This is a genomic window from Mesorhizobium sp. P2_D1 (assembly GCF_056404455.1).
Genome location: NZ_JBFUDZ010000052.1, coordinates 1 through 17764, shown reverse-complemented (window position 1 = coordinate 17764; position 17764 = coordinate 1). Strand labels below are relative to the sequence as shown.

The 17764-nt window shown below is 62.5% G+C and carries 16 protein-coding genes; 11 read left to right on the top strand and 5 right to left on the bottom strand.

Annotated features, from left to right (window positions below):
• Positions 1 to 199: 199 nt before the first annotated feature.
• Positions 200 to 1717: a peptidoglycan DD-metalloendopeptidase family protein gene (locus AC1D0I_RS26775; RefSeq protein ID WP_477398882.1), complete on the top strand. Its 1518-nt coding sequence runs from the start codon at positions 200 to 202 to the stop codon at positions 1715 to 1717.
• A 119-nt stretch (positions 1718 to 1836) separates the two neighbouring features.
• Here AC1D0I_RS26775 and AC1D0I_RS26770 read toward each other — a convergent pair whose 3' ends face one another.
• Positions 1837 to 2712, bottom strand: coding sequence for an ATP-binding protein (locus AC1D0I_RS26770; RefSeq protein WP_477398880.1), 876 nt, complete (start codon positions 2710 to 2712; stop codon positions 1837 to 1839).
• Between the two features lie 283 nt (positions 2713 to 2995).
• On the opposite strand from AC1D0I_RS26770, the gene yajC reads away from it, so the two are divergent.
• The 7 genes from yajC (at position 2996) to AC1D0I_RS26735 (ending at position 10917) form a co-directional block, all read left to right on the top strand.
• Positions 2996 to 3334, top strand: coding sequence for a preprotein translocase subunit YajC (gene yajC / locus AC1D0I_RS26765; protein WP_477227411.1), 339 nt, complete (start codon positions 2996 to 2998; stop codon positions 3332 to 3334).
• 51 nt (positions 3335 to 3385) lie between these two features.
• Positions 3386 to 5935 carry a protein translocase subunit SecDF gene (secDF, locus tag AC1D0I_RS26760; RefSeq protein ID WP_477398878.1) on the top strand — a complete coding sequence of 850 codons (2550 nt, stop codon included), beginning with the start codon at positions 3386 to 3388 and terminating at the stop codon, positions 5933 to 5935.
• Between the two features lie 28 nt (positions 5936 to 5963).
• Positions 5964 to 6356: an Mth938-like domain-containing protein gene (locus AC1D0I_RS26755; protein ID WP_477227409.1), complete on the top strand. Its 393-nt coding sequence runs from the start codon at positions 5964 to 5966 to the stop codon at positions 6354 to 6356.
• A 1-nt stretch (position 6357) separates the two neighbouring features.
• A complete protein-coding gene (locus tag AC1D0I_RS26750; RefSeq protein ID WP_477398876.1) occupies positions 6358 to 7203 on the top strand; it encodes a phytoene/squalene synthase family protein in 846 nt (281 codons plus the stop codon).
• An 82-nt stretch (positions 7204 to 7285) separates the two neighbouring features.
• Complete coding sequence (locus AC1D0I_RS26745) at positions 7286 to 7720, top strand: hypothetical protein (RefSeq protein ID WP_477398874.1); 435 nt, start codon at positions 7286 to 7288, stop codon at positions 7718 to 7720.
• Positions 7720 to 8670, top strand: a complete 951-nt coding sequence (locus tag AC1D0I_RS26740; protein WP_477398872.1) for a sterol desaturase family protein — start codon at positions 7720 to 7722, stop codon at positions 8668 to 8670. Before AC1D0I_RS26745 ends, AC1D0I_RS26740 begins: the two co-directional genes overlap by 1 nt.
• Before the next feature lie 87 nt (positions 8671 to 8757).
• Positions 8758 to 10917, top strand: coding sequence for an SGNH/GDSL hydrolase family protein (locus AC1D0I_RS26735; RefSeq protein WP_477398870.1), 2160 nt, complete (start codon positions 8758 to 8760; stop codon positions 10915 to 10917).
• A 14-nt stretch (positions 10918 to 10931) separates the two neighbouring features.
• Here the strand turns inward: AC1D0I_RS26735 and trmFO are convergent, their stop codons facing one another.
• From trmFO to AC1D0I_RS26720, 3 genes are all read right to left on the bottom strand, one after another.
• A complete protein-coding gene (gene trmFO, locus AC1D0I_RS26730) occupies positions 10932 to 12341 on the bottom strand; it encodes a methylenetetrahydrofolate--tRNA-(uracil(54)-C(5))-methyltransferase (FADH(2)-oxidizing) TrmFO (protein ID WP_477398868.1) in 1410 nt (469 codons plus the stop codon).
• A 390-nt stretch (positions 12342 to 12731) separates the two neighbouring features.
• A complete protein-coding gene (locus AC1D0I_RS26725) occupies positions 12732 to 12872 on the bottom strand; it encodes a DUF1127 domain-containing protein (RefSeq protein ID WP_013895120.1) in 141 nt (46 codons plus the stop codon).
• 49 nt (positions 12873 to 12921) lie between these two features.
• Complete coding sequence (locus AC1D0I_RS26720) at positions 12922 to 13062, bottom strand: DUF1127 domain-containing protein (RefSeq protein WP_013531315.1); 141 nt, start codon at positions 13060 to 13062, stop codon at positions 12922 to 12924.
• A 238-nt stretch (positions 13063 to 13300) separates the two neighbouring features.
• On the opposite strand from AC1D0I_RS26720, the gene AC1D0I_RS26715 reads away from it, so the two are divergent.
• The 3 genes from AC1D0I_RS26715 (at position 13301) to AC1D0I_RS26705 (ending at position 16510) form a co-directional block, all read left to right on the top strand.
• On the top strand, positions 13301 to 14413 hold the full coding sequence (locus AC1D0I_RS26715) for a DUF2157 domain-containing protein (RefSeq protein WP_477398866.1): 1113 nt from the start codon (positions 13301 to 13303) through the stop codon (positions 14411 to 14413).
• Positions 14410 to 14994: a GDYXXLXY domain-containing protein gene (locus AC1D0I_RS26710; RefSeq protein WP_477398865.1), complete on the top strand. Its 585-nt coding sequence runs from the start codon at positions 14410 to 14412 to the stop codon at positions 14992 to 14994. The genes AC1D0I_RS26715 and AC1D0I_RS26710 overlap by 4 nt, the downstream gene beginning before the upstream one ends.
• 67 nt (positions 14995 to 15061) lie before the next feature.
• Positions 15062 to 16510 (top strand): aromatic amino acid lyase, encoded by a 1449-nt coding sequence (locus tag AC1D0I_RS26705; RefSeq protein WP_477398863.1) that lies wholly within the window; start codon positions 15062 to 15064, stop codon positions 16508 to 16510.
• A 405-nt stretch (positions 16511 to 16915) separates the two neighbouring features.
• On the opposite strand, the gene AC1D0I_RS26700 is transcribed toward AC1D0I_RS26705, so the two are convergent.
• A partial coding sequence (locus AC1D0I_RS26700) for a COG3904 family protein (protein ID WP_477398861.1) occupies positions 16916 to 17764 on the bottom strand: 849 nt, incomplete at its 5' end.

Sequence of the window (17764 nt, the reverse complement as noted above, 5' to 3'; positions counted from 1 at the left end):
GAATTGTGAGGCCGCAAACCGCTGCATTCGGTTCGGCGAGTCGACTTAACAGCCCGGCCTGAGCATAGCTTCGGCACTCCGCAAGCGATCTCAAATATTTTAAGAAAATTCGCATCGGATTCTATGGGGTTAACCGACGAGTAACATTAACGCGCTTTAATCATGCCTAGTTTGTACCGGGTATGTGCGGGTTAGTGCGATGCAACTCAGTGTTTTGAAGACAAGCGGACGCAACCTGATGCGTGGTTGTGCCGTACTCATGGTCGCAGGCGCTGCGGCAGGATGCAGCTCTCAGGCCTCGCGCTTCAACAGCGTCGATGATGTCTTTACCTCGTCGACCAACAATCAGCGCGCCATCATCAACAAGCAGGACGCCGTGCAGGCCTATCCGGGCGATGTCGCGGCCGCTCCGGTCGATGGCAGCCATACGCAGTCGGTCAGCCGCTCCAGTCTCGAACCGGTCTCGACGCGGCCGCTGCCTCCGCCCGTTGCGCAGGCACAGCCGGCTCCGGCACTCGCGCCTGCCGCAAAGCCGGTACGCACCGCATTGGCCCCGGCGCCGCATGTCGACCGGACCACGACCGGCACCGTCGCTCCGGCGGCATCGCCGTTCAAGGTTGCGCAGCCCGACGCGCCACGCGTGGCGGCGGCCGGCTCGCCGCATGCAACCGAGATCGTCGTCAGGGATGGCGAAACGATTTCCGGCCTGGCGCAGCACTACAAGGTGCCGGCCGACGTGATCATGAAGGTCAACGGGTTGAGCCCGACCAAGGGGCTGAAGACCGGCCAGAAGCTGGTCATCCCGGCCTATGCCTATTCCAGCAAATCGGAAGCGAAAGTCGCCGACGCCAAGCCGGCGAAAAACGGCAAGCACGACCTGCCGGCCACCGCGCCGGACAAGGTCGCCGTCCTGCCGCAGCAGCCCAAGCTTAAGGAGGGCAAGTCCGCCGCTCAGGTCGATACTTCGGCCGCCGCAAGCCAGCCCAAGGAGCCCAAGCCGCAGATGGCCGCGGCCAAGCCGACCGGCGCTGCCGGCACCTACACGGTCCAGTCGGGCGACACGCTTTCTTCGATTGCCAGGAAGACCGGTGTCGGCACCGTTGCGCTGAAGCAGGCCAACGGTATGAAGGACGGCTTGCTCAAGATCGGCCAGACGTTGAAGGTGCCGGCCGGCGGAACCGCGACCGTCGCCAGCGCCAGGCCGGCGAAGATCGATCCGGTGACAACGGCGACCACGCAGCCCGCGGCAAAGACGACGCCGTCGGAAACGCTGGCGTCCTACACGCCGCCGAAGAAAGATTCCAGGGTCATCCAGCAGGCCGAGGACGACGACGCGGTTGCACCGGATGCAACCGGCATCGGCAAGATGCGCTGGCCGGTGCGCGGCCGCGTGATCTCCGGTTTCGGCTCGGGCAAGGACGGTGTCGACATCGCCGTGCCGACGGGAACGCCGGTCAAGGCGGCCGAGAACGGCGTCGTCATCTATGCCGGCGATGGCCTCAAGGAATTCGGCAACACGGTGCTGGTGCGCCACGAGAACGGCCTGGTCACCGTCTACGGCCATGCCAGCTCGATCGAGGTGCAGCGCGGCCAGAAGGTCAAGCGCGGCCAGGAAATCGCGCTGTCGGGCATGAGCGGCACGACGGACTCGCCCAAGCTGCACTTCGAAGTGCGCAAGAACTCCGCCCCGGTCGACCCCTCTGGCTATCTCGAATAGTCGGGCTGTCTCGAATAGAACAAGAAAGCGATTTTTGCGGGCCGTCTGACCTCCAGTCCGGCCCGCCGGCTCAGCCCGCCCCGCAAGGAGCGGGCTTTTTCAGTGGCTTTTCTCCGACCCTAATCCTTGAGCGGCTTGCCGAGCCGTCCAGCCAGGTCCTGGGTGAACTGCCAGGCGACACGGCCCGAGCGGCTGCCACGCGTCGTCGCCCATTCCAGCGCTTCGGCGCGCAACGTCTCGGGGTCGACGGAAAGATCGTGATGGCGGACATAGCCGTCGATCATGTCGAGATATTCGTCTTGCGAACATTTGTGGAAGCCGAGCCATAGGCCGAACCGGTCTGAGAGCGAGACCTTCTCCTCGACCGCTTCGGACGGGTTGATGGCGGTCGAGCGCTCGTTGTCGATCATGTCGCGCGGCAAGAGATGACGGCGGTTCGAGGTGGCGTAGAAGATGACGTTGGCCGGGCGGCCCTCGACGCCGCCTTCGAGCGCTGCCTTCAGCGACTTGTAGGAGGTGTCGTCGTGGTCGAAGGAGAGGTCGTCACAAAACAGGATGAAGCGGAAGGGGGCTGACTTCAGCAGTCCCATCAGCTTCGGCAGCGTGTCGATGTCCTCGCGGTGGATTTCGATCAGCTTCAGCGGCAGGTCGGACTTGGCCCTGGCGTTGATCTCCGCATGCACGGCTTTGACCAGCGACGATTTGCCCATGCCGCGCGCGCCCCACAACAACACGTTGTTGGCTGCGTAGCCGGCAGCGAAGCGTTCGGTGTTGTCGACAAGGATATCGCGGACGCGGTCGACGCCACGGATCAGGCCGATGTCGACGCGGTTGACCTTGCGCACCGGCTCCAGATAGCCGGGATCGGCCTGCCAGACGAAGCAGTCGGCCCCGCCGATGTCCGTTTCAGGCACCGGCGGCGGGGCGAGGCGGCTAACCGCCTCGATCAGGCTGTCGAGCTTCTTGTTGAGGGCGTCAATGCTGCTGTCGGTCATGTCGGTCTTTTGTTTTTCGCGTTTTGAAGTGGGGAGCGTGCCGATTCCGTCGGGTTCGAAACCGGTTGCAACCTTTTGTTCGAGCGTGATCTTTTCCGAAAATCGGCTCGTGCTGTTCGCGATCATGCTCTAACACGGCTCAACAGGCCGGAAAAGCAGCCGATTTGGCCGGCCACGCAGTTGCATTGGCAACTTTACCGACTATATTCCGGCCAAATTTCAAGGGGCCGCCAAACTCCACAAGGACGGGTGGCGGCTGTTTTCAAAATTCAGGAGTACCTCGATGTTCGTGACACCGGCATACGCCCAAGGCGTTGGGGCTTCTCCCGACATGTTCATCAGCATTTTGCCGTTTGTCCTGATTTTCGTGATCATGTATTTTCTGATCATCCGGCCGCAGCGCACGCAGCTGAAGAAGCGTGGCGAGATGCTGGCCGCGGTTCGTCGCGGCGACACGGTCGTCACTGGCGGCGGCTTCGTCGGCAAGGTGACCAAGGTGATCGACGAAAACGAACTCGAGATCGACCTCGGCGGTGGCACCAAGGTGACCGCGCTGCGTTCGACGATCGCCGATGTGCGCGTCAAGGGCGAGCCCGTGGCGAACCAGAACGCCAAGAAATAACCGAATTTCAGGCGGAGCGATCCGCGGATACGCTCTGACGGACGACGCCATATGCTTTATTTTTCGCGCTTCAAGATGATCCTGATCTGGGTGGCCGTGGCCATCACAGTGATCCTCGCCGCGCCCAATCTGTTCTCCGCCAGCACGCTGGCCCAACTCCCCAGCTGGGTGCCGAAGCGCCAGATGACGCTCGGCCTCGATCTGCAGGGGGGCTCGCACATCCTGCTGGAGATGAATCAGAACGACCTGATCAAGGACCGGCTGGAGACGACGCGCGACGAAATCCGGACGCTGCTGCGTGACGCCAAGATCGGCTATACCGGGCTTGCCGGCACGGGTCGGACCTTGCAGGTCCGCATCACCGATCCCGCCCAGCTCGATGCCGCAAAGAAAGCGTTGAAGTCGCTGACTGATCCCGTCGCTGCCGGCCTGTTCACTGGCGGCTCCATCCAGGAAATGACGCTCGACGATTCCGAGCCCGGCCTGCTCAAGTTCAACGTCACCGATGCCGGCATCAAATACCGCACGTCGACCGCCTTGACGCAGTCGATCGAAGTGGTCGAACGCCGCGTCAACGAACTCGGCACGACCGAGCCGATTGTGCAGCGGCAGGGCGACGACCGTATCCTTGTCCAGGTGCCGGGCCTTCAGGACCCGCAAAGGCTGAAGGAAATCCTCGGCCAGACCGCCAAGCTGACGTTCCAGATGGTCGACCAGTCGATGYCGGTGCAGGACGCGCTCAATGGCCGCCCGCCTGCCGGCTCTTCGGTGCTGTATTCGCAGGACGATCCACCGGTTCCCTACCTGATCGAAAACCGCGTCATCGTTTCGGGCGAAAATCTCGTCGATGCCCAGGCGACATACAATTCGCAGAACAACGAGCCGGTGGTTTCGTTCCGCTTCGATTCGAAAGGTGCGGCGCGCTTCGGCCAGGCCACGGCACAGAATGTCGGCAAGCTGTTTGCCATCATCCTCGACAATCAGGTGATTTCGGCGCCGCAGATCCGCGAGCCGATCCTCGGCGGCACCGGCCAGATTTCGGGCAATTTCACCGCCCAGAGCGCCAACGATCTCGCCGTGCTGCTGCGCGCCGGCGCGTTGCCCGCGACGCTGACGGTGATCGAAGAGCGGACCGTTGGTCCAGGGCTCGGCCAGGATTCCATCCATGCTGGCAAGGTCGCCGGCATCATCGGCTCGATCCTCGTCGTGGCCTTCATGTTCGTTGCCTACGGCTTCCTCGGCTTCCTCGCCAACATCGCGTTGGCGGTGCACGTGGCGATGATCGTCGGGCTGTTGTCGCTGCTTGGCGCAACTCTGACCTTGCCGGGTATCGCCGGTATCGTGCTGACCATCGGCATGGCGGTCGATTCCAACGTGCTGATCTACGAACGTATCCGCGAGGAGCGGCGAAACGGCCGCTCCGTGATCCAGGCGATCGACACCGGTTTCTCGAAGGCTCTGGCGACCATCGTCGATTCCAACGTCACCTCGCTGATCGCCACGGTGGTGCTGTTCTATCTCGGCACCGGGCCGGTGAAGGGCTTTGCCATCACCTACGCCATCGGCATCCTGACCACCGTCTTCACCGCCTTCACCTTCACCCGCCTGCTGGTCTCGATCTGGCTGCGCCGGGCGCGCCCGAAGGAGTTGCCGAAGGCGCCGGTGACCTTCATTCCGCCCGGCACCAAGATCCCCTTCATGGGCATTCGCCGCTGGACGTTTGCGCTGTCGAGCATCCTGTCGGTGCTGTCTGTGGTGCTGTTCATGACCGTCGACATCAACTACGGCATCGACTTCAAGGGCGGTTCGATGATCGAGGTGCAGGCCAAAACCGGCAACGCCGATCTTGCCGATATCAGAGGCAGATTGACGGAACTCAACATCGGCGAAGTGCAGGTGCAGCAGTTCGGAGCGCCGAACGACGTGCTGATACGCGTCGGGACACAGGATGGCGGCGAGAATGCCGAGCAGACGGTCATCGACAAGGTGCGCGGCGAACTGCAGGACCAGTATGATTTCCGCCGTGTCGAAGTGGTGGGGCCAACGGTTTCCGGCGAGTTGGCCAAGCAAGGCACCATCGCCATGCTGGTCGCGCTGGTTGGTATCCTGGTCTATGTCTGGTTCCGTTTCGAGTGGCAGTTCGCGGTCGGCGCCATCGTCGCGACGGTGCACGATGTGGTCATGACGCTCGGCTTCTTCGTCATCACCGGGCTTGAATTCAACCAGTCGTCGCTGGCGGCGATCCTGACCATCATCGGCTATTCGCTGAACGATACGATCGTGGTCTATGACCGCGTTCGAGAGGATCTGCGAAAATACAAGCGAATGCCGCTGCCGCAACTCCTGAACAACGCCATCAACGAGACGCTGTCGAGAACGACGCTGACCTCGGTGACGACGATCCTGGCGCTGCTGGCGCTGGTGCTGTTCGGCGGCGAGGTGATCCGGTCGTTCACCATGGCCATGCTGTTCGGCGTCGTGTTCGGCACCTATTCGTCGATCTTCATCGCGGCACCGCTGCTGATCCTGTTCAAGCTGCGGCCGCAGGCTGAAAGCGACGAGCAGAAGCCTGTCGGCGGCAGCAAGGCGGTCGCGACCTGACGCGTGGTCCCGAAGGGGTGACAGAACGGTGACCGGCAAAGGCATCGTCATCCGCGAGGCGCATTTCCCCGGCCGCGCGCCGATCGAGGCCTATGGCAATGGCGGGTTCCGCTTCGCCGATATGTCGCATCGCGGCTCGCTGCTCTGCCTGCCATCCGGCATCCATGGCTGGGAGCCGGCGGATCCCCTGGCGCTGACGGCGGCGGATTTCGACAGGCTGCTGGCCGAAGCCGACAAGGTCGAGATCCTGCTGGTCGGCATGGGCAGGGAACTGAGGCCATTGCCGGCAGCATTGCGGGCCGCGCTTAAGGCGGCAGGCATTGCGTCCGATCCGATGTCGACCGGTGCCGCGGTGCGGACCTACAATGTCCTGCTGGCGGAAGACCGCGCCGTGGCCGCCGCGCTCATCGCCGTCGATTGACATGTCTCAGAATGCCAAAATCGTCATGGATGCGGCGCGCGCCGCCGACCACGACCGCTATCTCACCGCACTCTACGCGCCGGCCGACAAGCGCGATGCGCTGCTTTCGCTCTACGCCTTCAATGCCGAGATCGCCGGCATTCGCGATCGCATCCACGAAGCACTGCCTGGCGAGGTGCGGTTGCAATGGTGGCGTGATGTCATTGCCGCTGAAGATGATGGCGCAAGCATCGGTCACCCCGTTGCCGACGCGCTGAAGGCGACGATTTCCGCTTTCCGCCTGCCGAAACCGGCCTTCGACAACATGCTCGAAGCGCGCATTTTCGACCTCTACGACGATCCGATGCCGTCGCGCACCGATCTGGAAGGCTATTGCGGCGAAACGGCAGCCGCACTCATCCAGCTTGCTGCGATGGTGCTCGATCCCGTCGCTGCGCCACGGTTTGCCGAACTGGCGGGCAGGGCGGGTTGTGCGCAGGCGATGACCGGCCTGCTGCTTCTGCTGCCGCTGCACCGCAAACGTGGGCAATGTTTTGTCCCGGCCGATATCCTGGCCGCGGCGGGATCGTCGCCGGAAGAGTTTGTTGCCGGCGATGGCGGCCCTGGCGCCAAACGCGCGGTGGCAGCGATGATGGCGCTGGCGCGCGACCATCTTTCCGCCTTCGAGCAAGGCGCGTCTGCTCTGCCGGTCTCGTTGCATCAGGCATTCCTGCCGCTGGCCCTGTCGCGTGCCTATCTCAGAAAAATGGAGAGTGGCTCTCCGCTCGATGGCGTGGCGCGACTGTCGGCTTTGCGCCGGCATTGGCTATTGCTGCGTCGCGCGAGCAAGGGCTGGCCGGCACTTTGACGTAAACGTCAATCATGTTAAGGAGTCACCCGGCCAAACTGTTGCCAAAGACGACAGACCGGCCGGAGGAGATGCTGCATCCATGAGCTTGCCTTTGCTGGTCGCGATCGTCGCCCTTGGCATTGCGCTGTCGGTCGCCGCCGTACATTTCACCGGCGGCAGCAAGACGGCCACGCTTGCTGGCACGGATAAGGCGCTGAGCCGTTTCGCCGAGGATTTTCCCGACGAGGTGGCCGCGACAGTTCGCCTGACGGCGGATGCCGGGACGGCGTTCCTCGATCTCGGGCGAGGGCGCACCGGCATCGTTCACAGCGTTGGCGACTGTTTTTTGACCCGCATCGTCACATCTCGGGACGTCACGGCTTTGACTGCCGGCGACGCAGACACGGTCTCGTTTCGGCTTGCCGACTTCACCTGGAAGGGCGGCCGCTTTCGCTTTGCCAGCGCAGCAGATGCGCAAGGCTTGCTGAAAGCGCTTGAGCCGCGACATTCCAATTCCGCTGGGGAGGCGACGTGATGGACAGCTACAGCTTTCCGCAGGTCACCCAACTGGCCATCCCGTTCTTCGTTGCCGCGATCCTGATCGAGCTCTGGCTGGTGCGCAGCGGCCGCGCTAAGGGCTCGTTCGAGACGCGCGACACGTTGACCAGCCTGATGATGGGCACCGGCAATGTCGCCGCCGGGCTGCTGCTTGGCGTGGTGTCCTATTGGGCGCTGCTGTGGCTGTGGCAGTTCCGCGTCTTCAATCTCGGCCTGTCGGTCTGGGTGTTCCTGGCCGCCTTCCTGCTCGATGACCTGCGCTACTATGTCTACCACCGCATCGCGCACAGGGTGCGCTGGGTGTGGGCCGAGCACGTCAACCACCATTCCAGCCAGCACTACAATCTGTCGACGGCGCTGAGACAAAGCTGGACCAGCCTGTTCACCTTCATGTTCGTGCTGCAGGCGCCACTGGTGCTGCTTGGCTTCCATCCTGCAGTTATTGCCTTCACCTTTGGCTTCAACCTGGTCTGGCAGTTCTGGATCCACACCGAGACGATCGGCAAGATGTGGGGCTGGTTCGAGTTGGTCTTCAACACGCCGTCGCACCACCGTGTCCACCACGCCACCAATCCGCGTTATCTCGACGCCAATTATGCCGGCACACTGATTATCTGGGACCGCCTGTTCGGCACCTTCGTCGAAGAGCTGGAAGAGGACCGGCCCCGCTACGGCATCGTCAAGAACCTTGGCACCTTCAATCCGCTGAAAGTGGCGTTCCACGAATGGATCGGGATGTTCACAGATGCCTTTGCACCGGGTCTGACCTTGAGCGATCGGCTGAACTACCTGATCAAGCCGCCGGGCTGGAGCCATGACGGCTCACGCGAGACCTCGGAGAGCCTGAAAGCCGCCTATGTCAGGCGTAATCCGGGCGAAGCTGGCAAGCCGGGCTTACCGGAGGCGAGTGCTGCGCCGGCCGAATAGTGAAGTAAACTACGACCTGGTGGCAATTTGACAGCATGATGGCTTGGTACTATTTTTGACATCCTAGTACTTTTGGGGGTGGTGATCATGCTTCGTCTTGTATCCACTTGCTTTTTTCTGCTCGCCACAACATTGACTTACGCTGCGCCAGCCATCGACTGGCGGGTCAAGCATCCTTTCCGGTATTTCACCGAAACAACCGATTTCGATATGCAGCGGGAAGCCATGGCCGAGGTCATGGCAACCCATGGCGGCGCCTTAACGGCTACGGCGGTTTCCGATCTCGAACGGTTGCTCAACGATCCGCGTTGGCTGCGAGAGTGGTACAAACAGGACGCCACGCTCTATCCGAATCCCAAGGGCGCGGGCCGGCCCGAACGCGGCTGGGCGAACCCTGTCAATYGTCGCCGCTCCACCTGCTGGGACGCCCGAGAACAGTGGCATTCGTCCTGCGCCAGCGACAGTTTCGGAACCGCGCTTCGTACCGACTACGTGCGCCCGCAAGGGCACACCGTTGTCTTCAGCTTGACGGACGCGCCGGTCGGCATCTGCCGATGGCAAGCCGCGCGGCCGATTTTCATTGCCGGACGTGGCCGGCTTTCAGCGACGGCGGAACAGCCCTGCGCCGCGCTCTTTGAGGCGCGCATTCCCTTCGAACCAGATATCCCGGAAGCAGCGCGCGGGGTCGATGTGTCTGTGACCCTGCCGAACGGCACGGTGCTTTCGYAACCTGCCATCTGGGTTCGCGACCGACTTATCGCCGGTATCGGCGACAGTTTTTCGTCGGGCGAAGGCAATCCCGATACGCCGGTCGAGATCGATCCGCTGTCAAGACGAAGACTTCTCAACATCTCCTTCGTCTATGACCCCGACACTCAAGCAATCAAATCGGTGCCAGCCTATTCGTTGCCGGTCCGCTATCAGAATGCGCCGGCTGGCTGGCTCGACCGCAAATGCCATCGTTCGGCCTATAGCTATCATCTGCGCACCGCCTTGCAGGTCGCTCTTGCCGATCCCAAGCACAGCGCAGTGACATTTCTCGGCTTTGCCTGCTCAGGGGCCGAAGTGACGGAAGGGCTGCTTTTTCCCTATGCCGGGGTTGAGGCAGTCAACAATTCCTATTTTTCGTCGGGCGGCAAACTGCGTCGCAACTTGCCGCAGATCGATCGACTGATGATCGAACTGTGCCGCGATGATCTGCTGCGCACGCATGCAACCCGTACAGTGGCTTTCGACACGCCGCTCACCGACGAGCAAGGCCACGCATTGCGCAGCGCCAAACTCCTCGACTGCAAACCGGGGCGGTTTCTGCGGACGATCGACATGCTGATCGTGTCCATCGGTGGAAACGATGTCGGCTTCACACCGCTCATCGTGGAAGCGCTGACCAAGACAAGGCCTCCATACGCAAACGTCAACAGCAGCTTGCGCGCCGACGCCCTCGGCGCGTCAGTCATTCGAACTGTCGCCCGGATCGCCAAGGCGCATGATGTCGCCACGGCGCGAATCCGCGCAAAGGAATTGCCGGCGCGCTTTGCCGCCTTGCGAAAGGCGCTGGCGCCGCTGCCCATCGCCAGCAACGGTGGAATGCCCAACATTGTGCTGACCGCGTTTCCCAAGATCGAATTCAACCTGGACGGAAGGCTCTGTGGCGAAGCCACGCCGCGTGAAAGGCTTGAAGGCTTCAATGTCGGCGGGGTGCTGTCGATCGACGTGCCTACGCTGCGTCCCATCAGCGATTTCGCCAACAATGTGCTTTACCCGGCGACGCGCGAGGCCGCCCACGCGGGAAACTGGCATTTCGTCGATGCCCAGCGTGCCGCGTTCGCCAAGCATGGGATCTGCGCGCAAAAGAGCTCGTCGAGCGGCGTCACGGCCGCCGAGAGCCTGATGTTGCCCTACTACCATGCGGACGGGCCACGACCGGACAAGTGGTCGGAATTCGAGCCTTTTTCTGCTTATCGCGATGCCGATTTCAAGGCGTCTCGCGACACGCGTGCCTACGCGCCGCGCGAGCGCTGGTTCCGCACCATCAACGATATCTGCCTTTTCGTGCAGTCCAAGGCGAGCGGCACGCCACCGCCGCCGCAGGATTGGGCGTTGCTCGATCTGGTTGAGGTTTGCCTGGGCGGTCCGTTCCATCCGACCGCGGAAGGCCATGCCCACATCGCGGACGCGGTGTTCGCGGCAGCAACCACGATGCTCAACTTGCCACGGCCAACGGTCGCGGATGTGCGACCGCACTGAAGGGAGGAGCAGGGCTACTCGGCTGCTTCCGCTTGGGATGCCAGCCCCAGCCACTGCCGGCAATCGGCGCGCGCCCGTGCGGTTATCCCCTGCCGCTTGGCGACGGTCTTGTCCTTGCCGCGCAGGCGCTTGCCTTCTGACTTCGGTGCTTCCATCGGCGGGAACAGGCCGAAATTGACGTTCATCGGCTGGAAGGAGCGTTTTCCCGGTTCGTCTTCGGAGACGATGTGGCCGCCGGTGATGTGGTTGAGCAAGGCACCGAAGGCCGTGGTGAGCGGTGGCAGGGACGGTGCCTGGCCGAGCCTTTCGGCGGCGGCGAAGCGTCCGGCGAGCAGGCCGATCGCGGCACTTTCGACATAGCCCTCGCAGCCGGTGATCTGGCCGGCGAAGCGCAGGCCGGGGCGCGACTTCAGCTGCAGCGAAGCGTCGAGCAAGGTCGGCGAGTTGATGTAGGTGTTGCGGTGCAGGCCGCCTAGGCGGGCGAAATCGGCGTTTTCCAGGCCCGGTATGGTGCGAAACACCCGCACCTGCTCGGCATGCTTCAGCTTGGTCTGAAAACCGACCATGTTGTAGAGCGTGCCCAGCGCATTGTCCTGCCGCAACTGGACGACGGCATAGGCCTTGACCGTTGGATTGTGCGCGTTGGTCAGCCCCATCGGCTTCATCGGCCCATAACGCAGCGTCTCGACGCCGCGTTCGGCCATGATTTCGATCGGAAGGCAGCCGTCGAAATAGGGCGTGCCTTCCCATTGCTTGAATTCGGTCTTCTGGCCGTCGACGAGCGCCTGCACGAAGGCGAGGTATTGCTCCTTGTCCATCGGGCAATTGATGTAGTCCTTGCCGGTGCCGCCCGGCCCGACCTTGTCGTAGCGCGACTGGAACCAGCAAATGTCCATGTCGATCGTGTCGAAGTGGATGATCGGCGCGATGGCGTCGAAGAAAGCCAGCGCGTCGGCGCCGGTCGCCTCGGCGATCGACTGGGCAAGCGAAGGCGCGGTCAGCGGCCCGGTGGCGATGATCGCCTGGTCCCAGTCCGCCGGCGGCAAGCCCGGCACTTCCTCGCGCTGGATGGTGATCAGCGGATGGCCTTCGAGCTTTTTCGTCACGGCGTCGGAGAAACCATCACGGTCGACGGCAAGCGCACCGCCGGCCGGCACCTGGTTGGCGTCGCCGGCGCTCATGATCAGCGAGCCGGCCAGCCGCATTTCGGCATGCAGCAGGCCGACGGCGTTGTTTTCGGCGTCGTCGGAGCGGAAGGAATTGGAGCAGACCAGCTCGGCCAGGCCATCGGTCTTGTGCGCATCGGTGCCGCGAAGGGGCCGCATTTCGTGCAGGATGACGGGCACGCCAGCCTCGGCTGCCTGCCAGGCGGCTTCAGAACCGGCGAGGCCGCCGCCGATGATGTGGATGGGATTTTTGCTCATGAGCGCCGGAATAATCGCTTGGAGCGGTGATTGCAATTGCCGCGCGTGGCGCAGGGCAAGCGGCTGCGGCGGAACCAACCCCTGAAAACAACAACACCCGCCGGGGGAGGAGGTCCGGCGGGTGTCGTTTTTGGGGTCGACCCTCGGGAGGAGGTGAAGGCCGACCGTATTCGTCATCGCCGGGGAGGAGGTCGGCTTTGACGAAATCTCTTTCGCCATTTTTGAAAGGGGCGAAACCTCTGGGGCAAAATTCGTTTTGCCCCGGGGAACAACGCCCGCCGCGGGAGGAGGTGCGGCGGGCGCCGTTTTGTTGGTCAACCCTCGGGAGGAGGTGAAGGTTGACCGGATCCGTCAGGGTCGGGGAGGAGGTCGACCCTGGCGAAATTCTGGTTAGATCGCCCGGCGGGCTACGATCTTGATTTCGTCGCGGACGATACCGAGATCATGCAGCTGACGGTTCGAAAGGCGACCCAGCTCGGTAACCGTCTCGCGATAGACGCGCCAGTTACGATAGTTGCGGATCAGGTTCATTGTCTTTCTCTTTTCAAAACTTGTTCGGACCATTTGCGGTCCGAAGAAATTAGACCGCCTTGCGAGCGACGTAAGGAATGTCGCTGCGGCTGATGCCGAGGTCGGTCAGTTCACGGTTGCTCAGGCGGCTCAGCTCGGACACGGTGTCCCTGTAGCGGCGCCAGTTGCGGTAGTTGCGGATCAGGTTCATGGTATTTCTCGTTTCGTCTTTCTTTCGGATCATTCCGTCTTTGTGTACGAAGCATAGATAGGCGGGCCTATATCGATTTAAAAGTGCTATGGCTGCATGGCAGCAATGCAAATTGTGCAATGCAGCATTAACGCGCGTTCACGGACCTGACACAAAGAAGCCCGAATCGGAAAATGCCGTTGCGTCAACGGTTTGACCGGGTCGGTTGAAAAAAAGACCAAGCTGGGGGAGAAGCGGCATGGCGGGCTATTCGTCACGAGTGAGGTCGGATATCGCGCGCTGGCGGCAGGCCGGCCTGATCGACGCCGCGACCGCCGATTCCCTGACGCGCGATGTCGAGGCAAACGAGCGCAAATCGCTCAGCTTCGGCTCGATCCTGGCGATGATGGCCGCCTTGCTGTTCGGCGCCGCCATCCTGATTTTCGTCGCCGCCAACTGGGATGCGATCCCAAGGCTGGCGCGGGTCGCGGCACTTTTTGCCATCATCCTTGGCGGCTATGTCGGCGGCGCGSTGYTGAAGACGCGCGACCATGCGGCGATCGGCGAGGCATTGTGGATCGTGGCCGCGGCGGCCTTCGGCGGTTCAATCGCGCTGATCGGCCAGATGTATCATCTCCCCGGCGACATGACGTCGGCCTTGGTCACCTGGGGCGCGGGCACGGCACTGGCGGCGGTCGCGCTGCGGTCGAACCCGTTGACCGTGGCTGCGGTCGGCATCGCCGATGCCTGGCTGTTCCTGAAAGGCTTCGACTATTACAGCCGCAGCGATTTTCCGCATCTCTTCGTGGTCATGGCGATCGTGCTGTTTGCCGTCTCGTTCTGGACCCGCAGCCAGCCGGCGCGGCACCTGATCATCCTGTCGCTGCTGTTCTACCTCGTCCTGTTTGGCATGGACCACACCACACTGCAGGTGGCGATCCCCCTGGTCATCGTCTCGGCGCTACTGTTCACGGCATCAGTCTTTGCGCCGGAGCCGGTCGACAGCATCGTGCAACTCGGCGGCCGCTTGCCCCTGCACGCTTTGCTCGGCTTCCTCACCGGCCTGGCAATGGTCCAGTTCGAACTGGCAAGCACCTACAACAGCGGATTCGCCATCGCTTCGGTGATTGCATTGGCCGGCATCGTCGCTGCAATCGTGCTGGCGGGGCGGGAAAGCCGCGGGTTGCGCTGGCTTGCCTATGCCGGCTTCGCCTTTGAAATCGCCATTATCTATGTGGTGATGCTGCAATCGATGCTCGATACGGCCGGCTTCTTCCTGGCCGCCGCGGTGCTGCTCGGCATCCTCGCGCTCGTCATCATCCGCATCGAAAAACGCATGAAGGGCCCAGCCGCCAAGGGAGCCACGGCATGATGACCGGAAAGAGGCTGATCATCTCGGCGCTGGTGCTGGCGCTCGTCCAGATCGGATTTTTGAGCTGGATCATCGCCGGCCGGGCGGCGATCCTGCGCGACGGCAAGGAAGTGCTGCTGAAGATCGAACCCGTCGATCCGCGCGATCTTCTCCGCGGCGATTACATTATCCTTGGCTACCCGATTTCGCGGATACCGATAAAAATGATCGCCAACATCCCGGCCGACAAATTTTCGAGTGACGATACGCCGATCGTCGTCCGCTTGAAGAAGGGTGCCGACGGCTATTGGCAGCCGACCACTGCCTGGTTCGGCAAGGCGCCGACGCCGGCCGCTGCCGACGAGGCCGACATATCAGGCCACGTCGCCGAGGGCTGGGATCTTCGCAGCGAAGGCATGACCATCGCCCCGGATTACGGCATCGAGCGCTTCTATCTGCCGGAAGGCGAGGGGACGGCGATCCAGAACGACATGCGGGTGCGCCCGTTCGGCATCCGCCTCGCGCTGGCCGGCGACGGCACCGCGCAGATCAAAGCGCTGGTGGACGGCGACAAGATATTGTTCGAGGAACCGCTCTACTAAACCAATGATGTCGATCGGGACGGTCGACGGACGCCCTCGGCGGTCTCCCACCTGGACGGTAAGAAGCATGCCAATCACCCTGTCGACGCGTGAAGACATCAACCTCGACACGGTTTTTCGTGTCGCCTGGAAGAACGACACGGTGGCGATCGGCGAGAAGGCGTTGCAGCGCATCGCCGAATGCCGAGCCTCGTTCCTCAGGCTTATCGAATCCGATCCGCCGCCGGTCATCTATGGCGTAACCACCGCCATGGGGGAGTTGGCGAGCCGCAAGCTCGAACTTGACGAGCGGGATCGCCATGCGCGCATCAAGGCGTTCGCCGCCGCCACCTCGTTCGGCGATCCCTTGCCCGATCGGGTGGTCCGGGCGATCGCGCTTGCCCGGCTGACCAACTTCATCGAGGGCAACGCAGCCACCACCCCACGCATTGCGCTCGCCGTTGCCGCGATGCTCGACGGTGGCCCGATGCCAACGGTACCGGCCTCCGGCCAGGGCGGTGCCGGCGAGATCCTGGCGCTCTATCCGCTGTTTGCCGAACTCACAACGCGCTTCGACCTCGAGGTCAAGGAGCGGGGCTCGCTGATCAACGGCTCGCCCTGCGCCGCCGCGCTGGTGGCCGACGCAGCACTCGCGGCTCGCCGCCGCATCCGGATGGCGCACAAGGTGTTCGCACTGTCGATCGAAGCGTTTCGCGCCCCGCTCGAGCACTACGACGCTGCGCTCGACACGCTCTGGGGCGACGACCATGAAGCAGCGGCCCTCCAGGGGTTGCGGGAATTTCTGGTCGGCGCCGGAGACGGGCGGCGCAATTATCAGGCGCCGGTCAGCTATCGGATCGTGCCGCGCGTTCTCGGCCAGGCGCATCGTGCGCTGTCGTCCGCCGAGCGGGCGGCTACCGTCTCGCTGGCCGCGATATCCGACAATCCGGTCTACATCCCGCCGGACGACGCACATCCGCTTGGCCGCTGCATCAGCACCGGCGGCTATCACAACGCCATGGCGACGCCGGCGCTGGATGATCTGGCGGCCATATGGGCCGACATCTGCCTGCTCTGTGACCGTCATGCCTCCAAGCTTTTGAACGGCAAGGTGTCGCTGCTGCCTGATCTTCTGATGACCGGGCGGCATTGGGCCGACAGCGATGGCCACGGCAGTGTCGGCTATGTGCCGATGGCGATCACCGGCTATCTCGAGCAGGCCAAGCTTGCCGCTCAACGCACCTTCATTCCGGGAACGGAATCAGCCGGTGCCGGACAGGACGACGTCGCCACCACGGCGTTCTTCGCATGGACCAAGGAGGCGACAGCGGGCCGCTGTGTCGATGCGGCAATGGCGATGCTGGCGATGATGGCCTCGCAGGCGCTGCACGTCACCGAACGCGCGCCGCCGCCGGCGCTGCGGCCGTTCGTCGATGACATCAGGGGCATCGTGCCGCCTGTCGTCGACGATCGCGTGCTGGGGCCTGAGCTTGCAAAGCTGGCCGCGTGGTTCACAGGGAGAGCGTTCGAGGCGTAGGCACTGATGCCAGGACGGTCGCGGCCATCGGTTGTGTGCCTGTCGACGGATGGCGTTGGAACCTGCACCGGTCCTCCTTTGCCAAGGCTTCGGAACGCGTCAGAGGAGTGAGGTCACGCCGATCTGAGATAGCCCGAACACGGCGCGGTATCCGGCGATCGCTGCCGGAACGGCGAACGCAGCGGCGACGGCCGGATCAATTGACGGCACACAGTCAATTGAACAATCGTCGCTGGACACCACATGCGAGATGCAGTTGCGTTGCGGCAGCGCGGCACCGGATTGGACTCATTTTTGTATCAACTGTGGTACCCCACCGGGAGGGGCGTGTGCCACTATACGAAATAGCCAAACAGATTTTTTCGCAAGAAAGTTCACTGACTCAGGGATGGAGAACGCTGCTGCTCAACTCCGGACCTTACTCGTCTCGGCGATGATTTTGGGATAGGGACCAATCGATATTGTGTAGCTAAAGTCTGCTACGCCTTTTTCCTGCTTGTGTGTCGAGGGGCTGCGCACAACCCAGTCATAGACGCCAGAAACCATGCAGCGATCGTTTGCACAGGTGACCACAATGCTGTCATTGCGGACGTTATATATCCGTTCGGGCCATCGCTGGTAATAGTTCCTCTTGTCCTGAATGATCGAACTCAGGTTCGTCAACTTGCCATAATAGTCGACCGTGCGAGCGTAGGACGCCTGAACTTGAGCAAGAGCGAAATCGTCGTTGTCGCCATGATGCTCGATCAGATCCTTGACGAAGGCGACCGCAGCGCTCTCCGCCTGTTGCCTTGCGTCGGGTGCGGGCACGGGCGCAGGCGCAGGATCTGGCCTCGTCGACACCTGCGATGTATCTACGGGCGATTGGTTCGCTGCGACATTGGTCACACGCAACTCTGCCATTTCGCTGGCCGATAGGTATCTTATGTCATGCTTGTCATAGCTCGATGCCAATTCCATCAGCTCGGGGTCCACTCCCATCTCGACTACATAGGATGTGATTGCGGCCGTTCCGAGCTGGAAACGGGCCTTTGCTTCTTCTCTGGACATCCCGTCAACCGATTTCAACCAAGCCCGATGAATGCCGATAGAACCTGGTTCGGCACCACGGTGGACGCCACCCAAGAAGGCAAGTGAGCAGGCTGAAGCGCACTGCAATTGGCGAAGCTGAAGCGTATCCAACCCTGCCGCGCGGATCATACGCCCCAACCGAAGCGCGCTGCCGACATTGCCGCCGGGGGAGTTGAATACGAT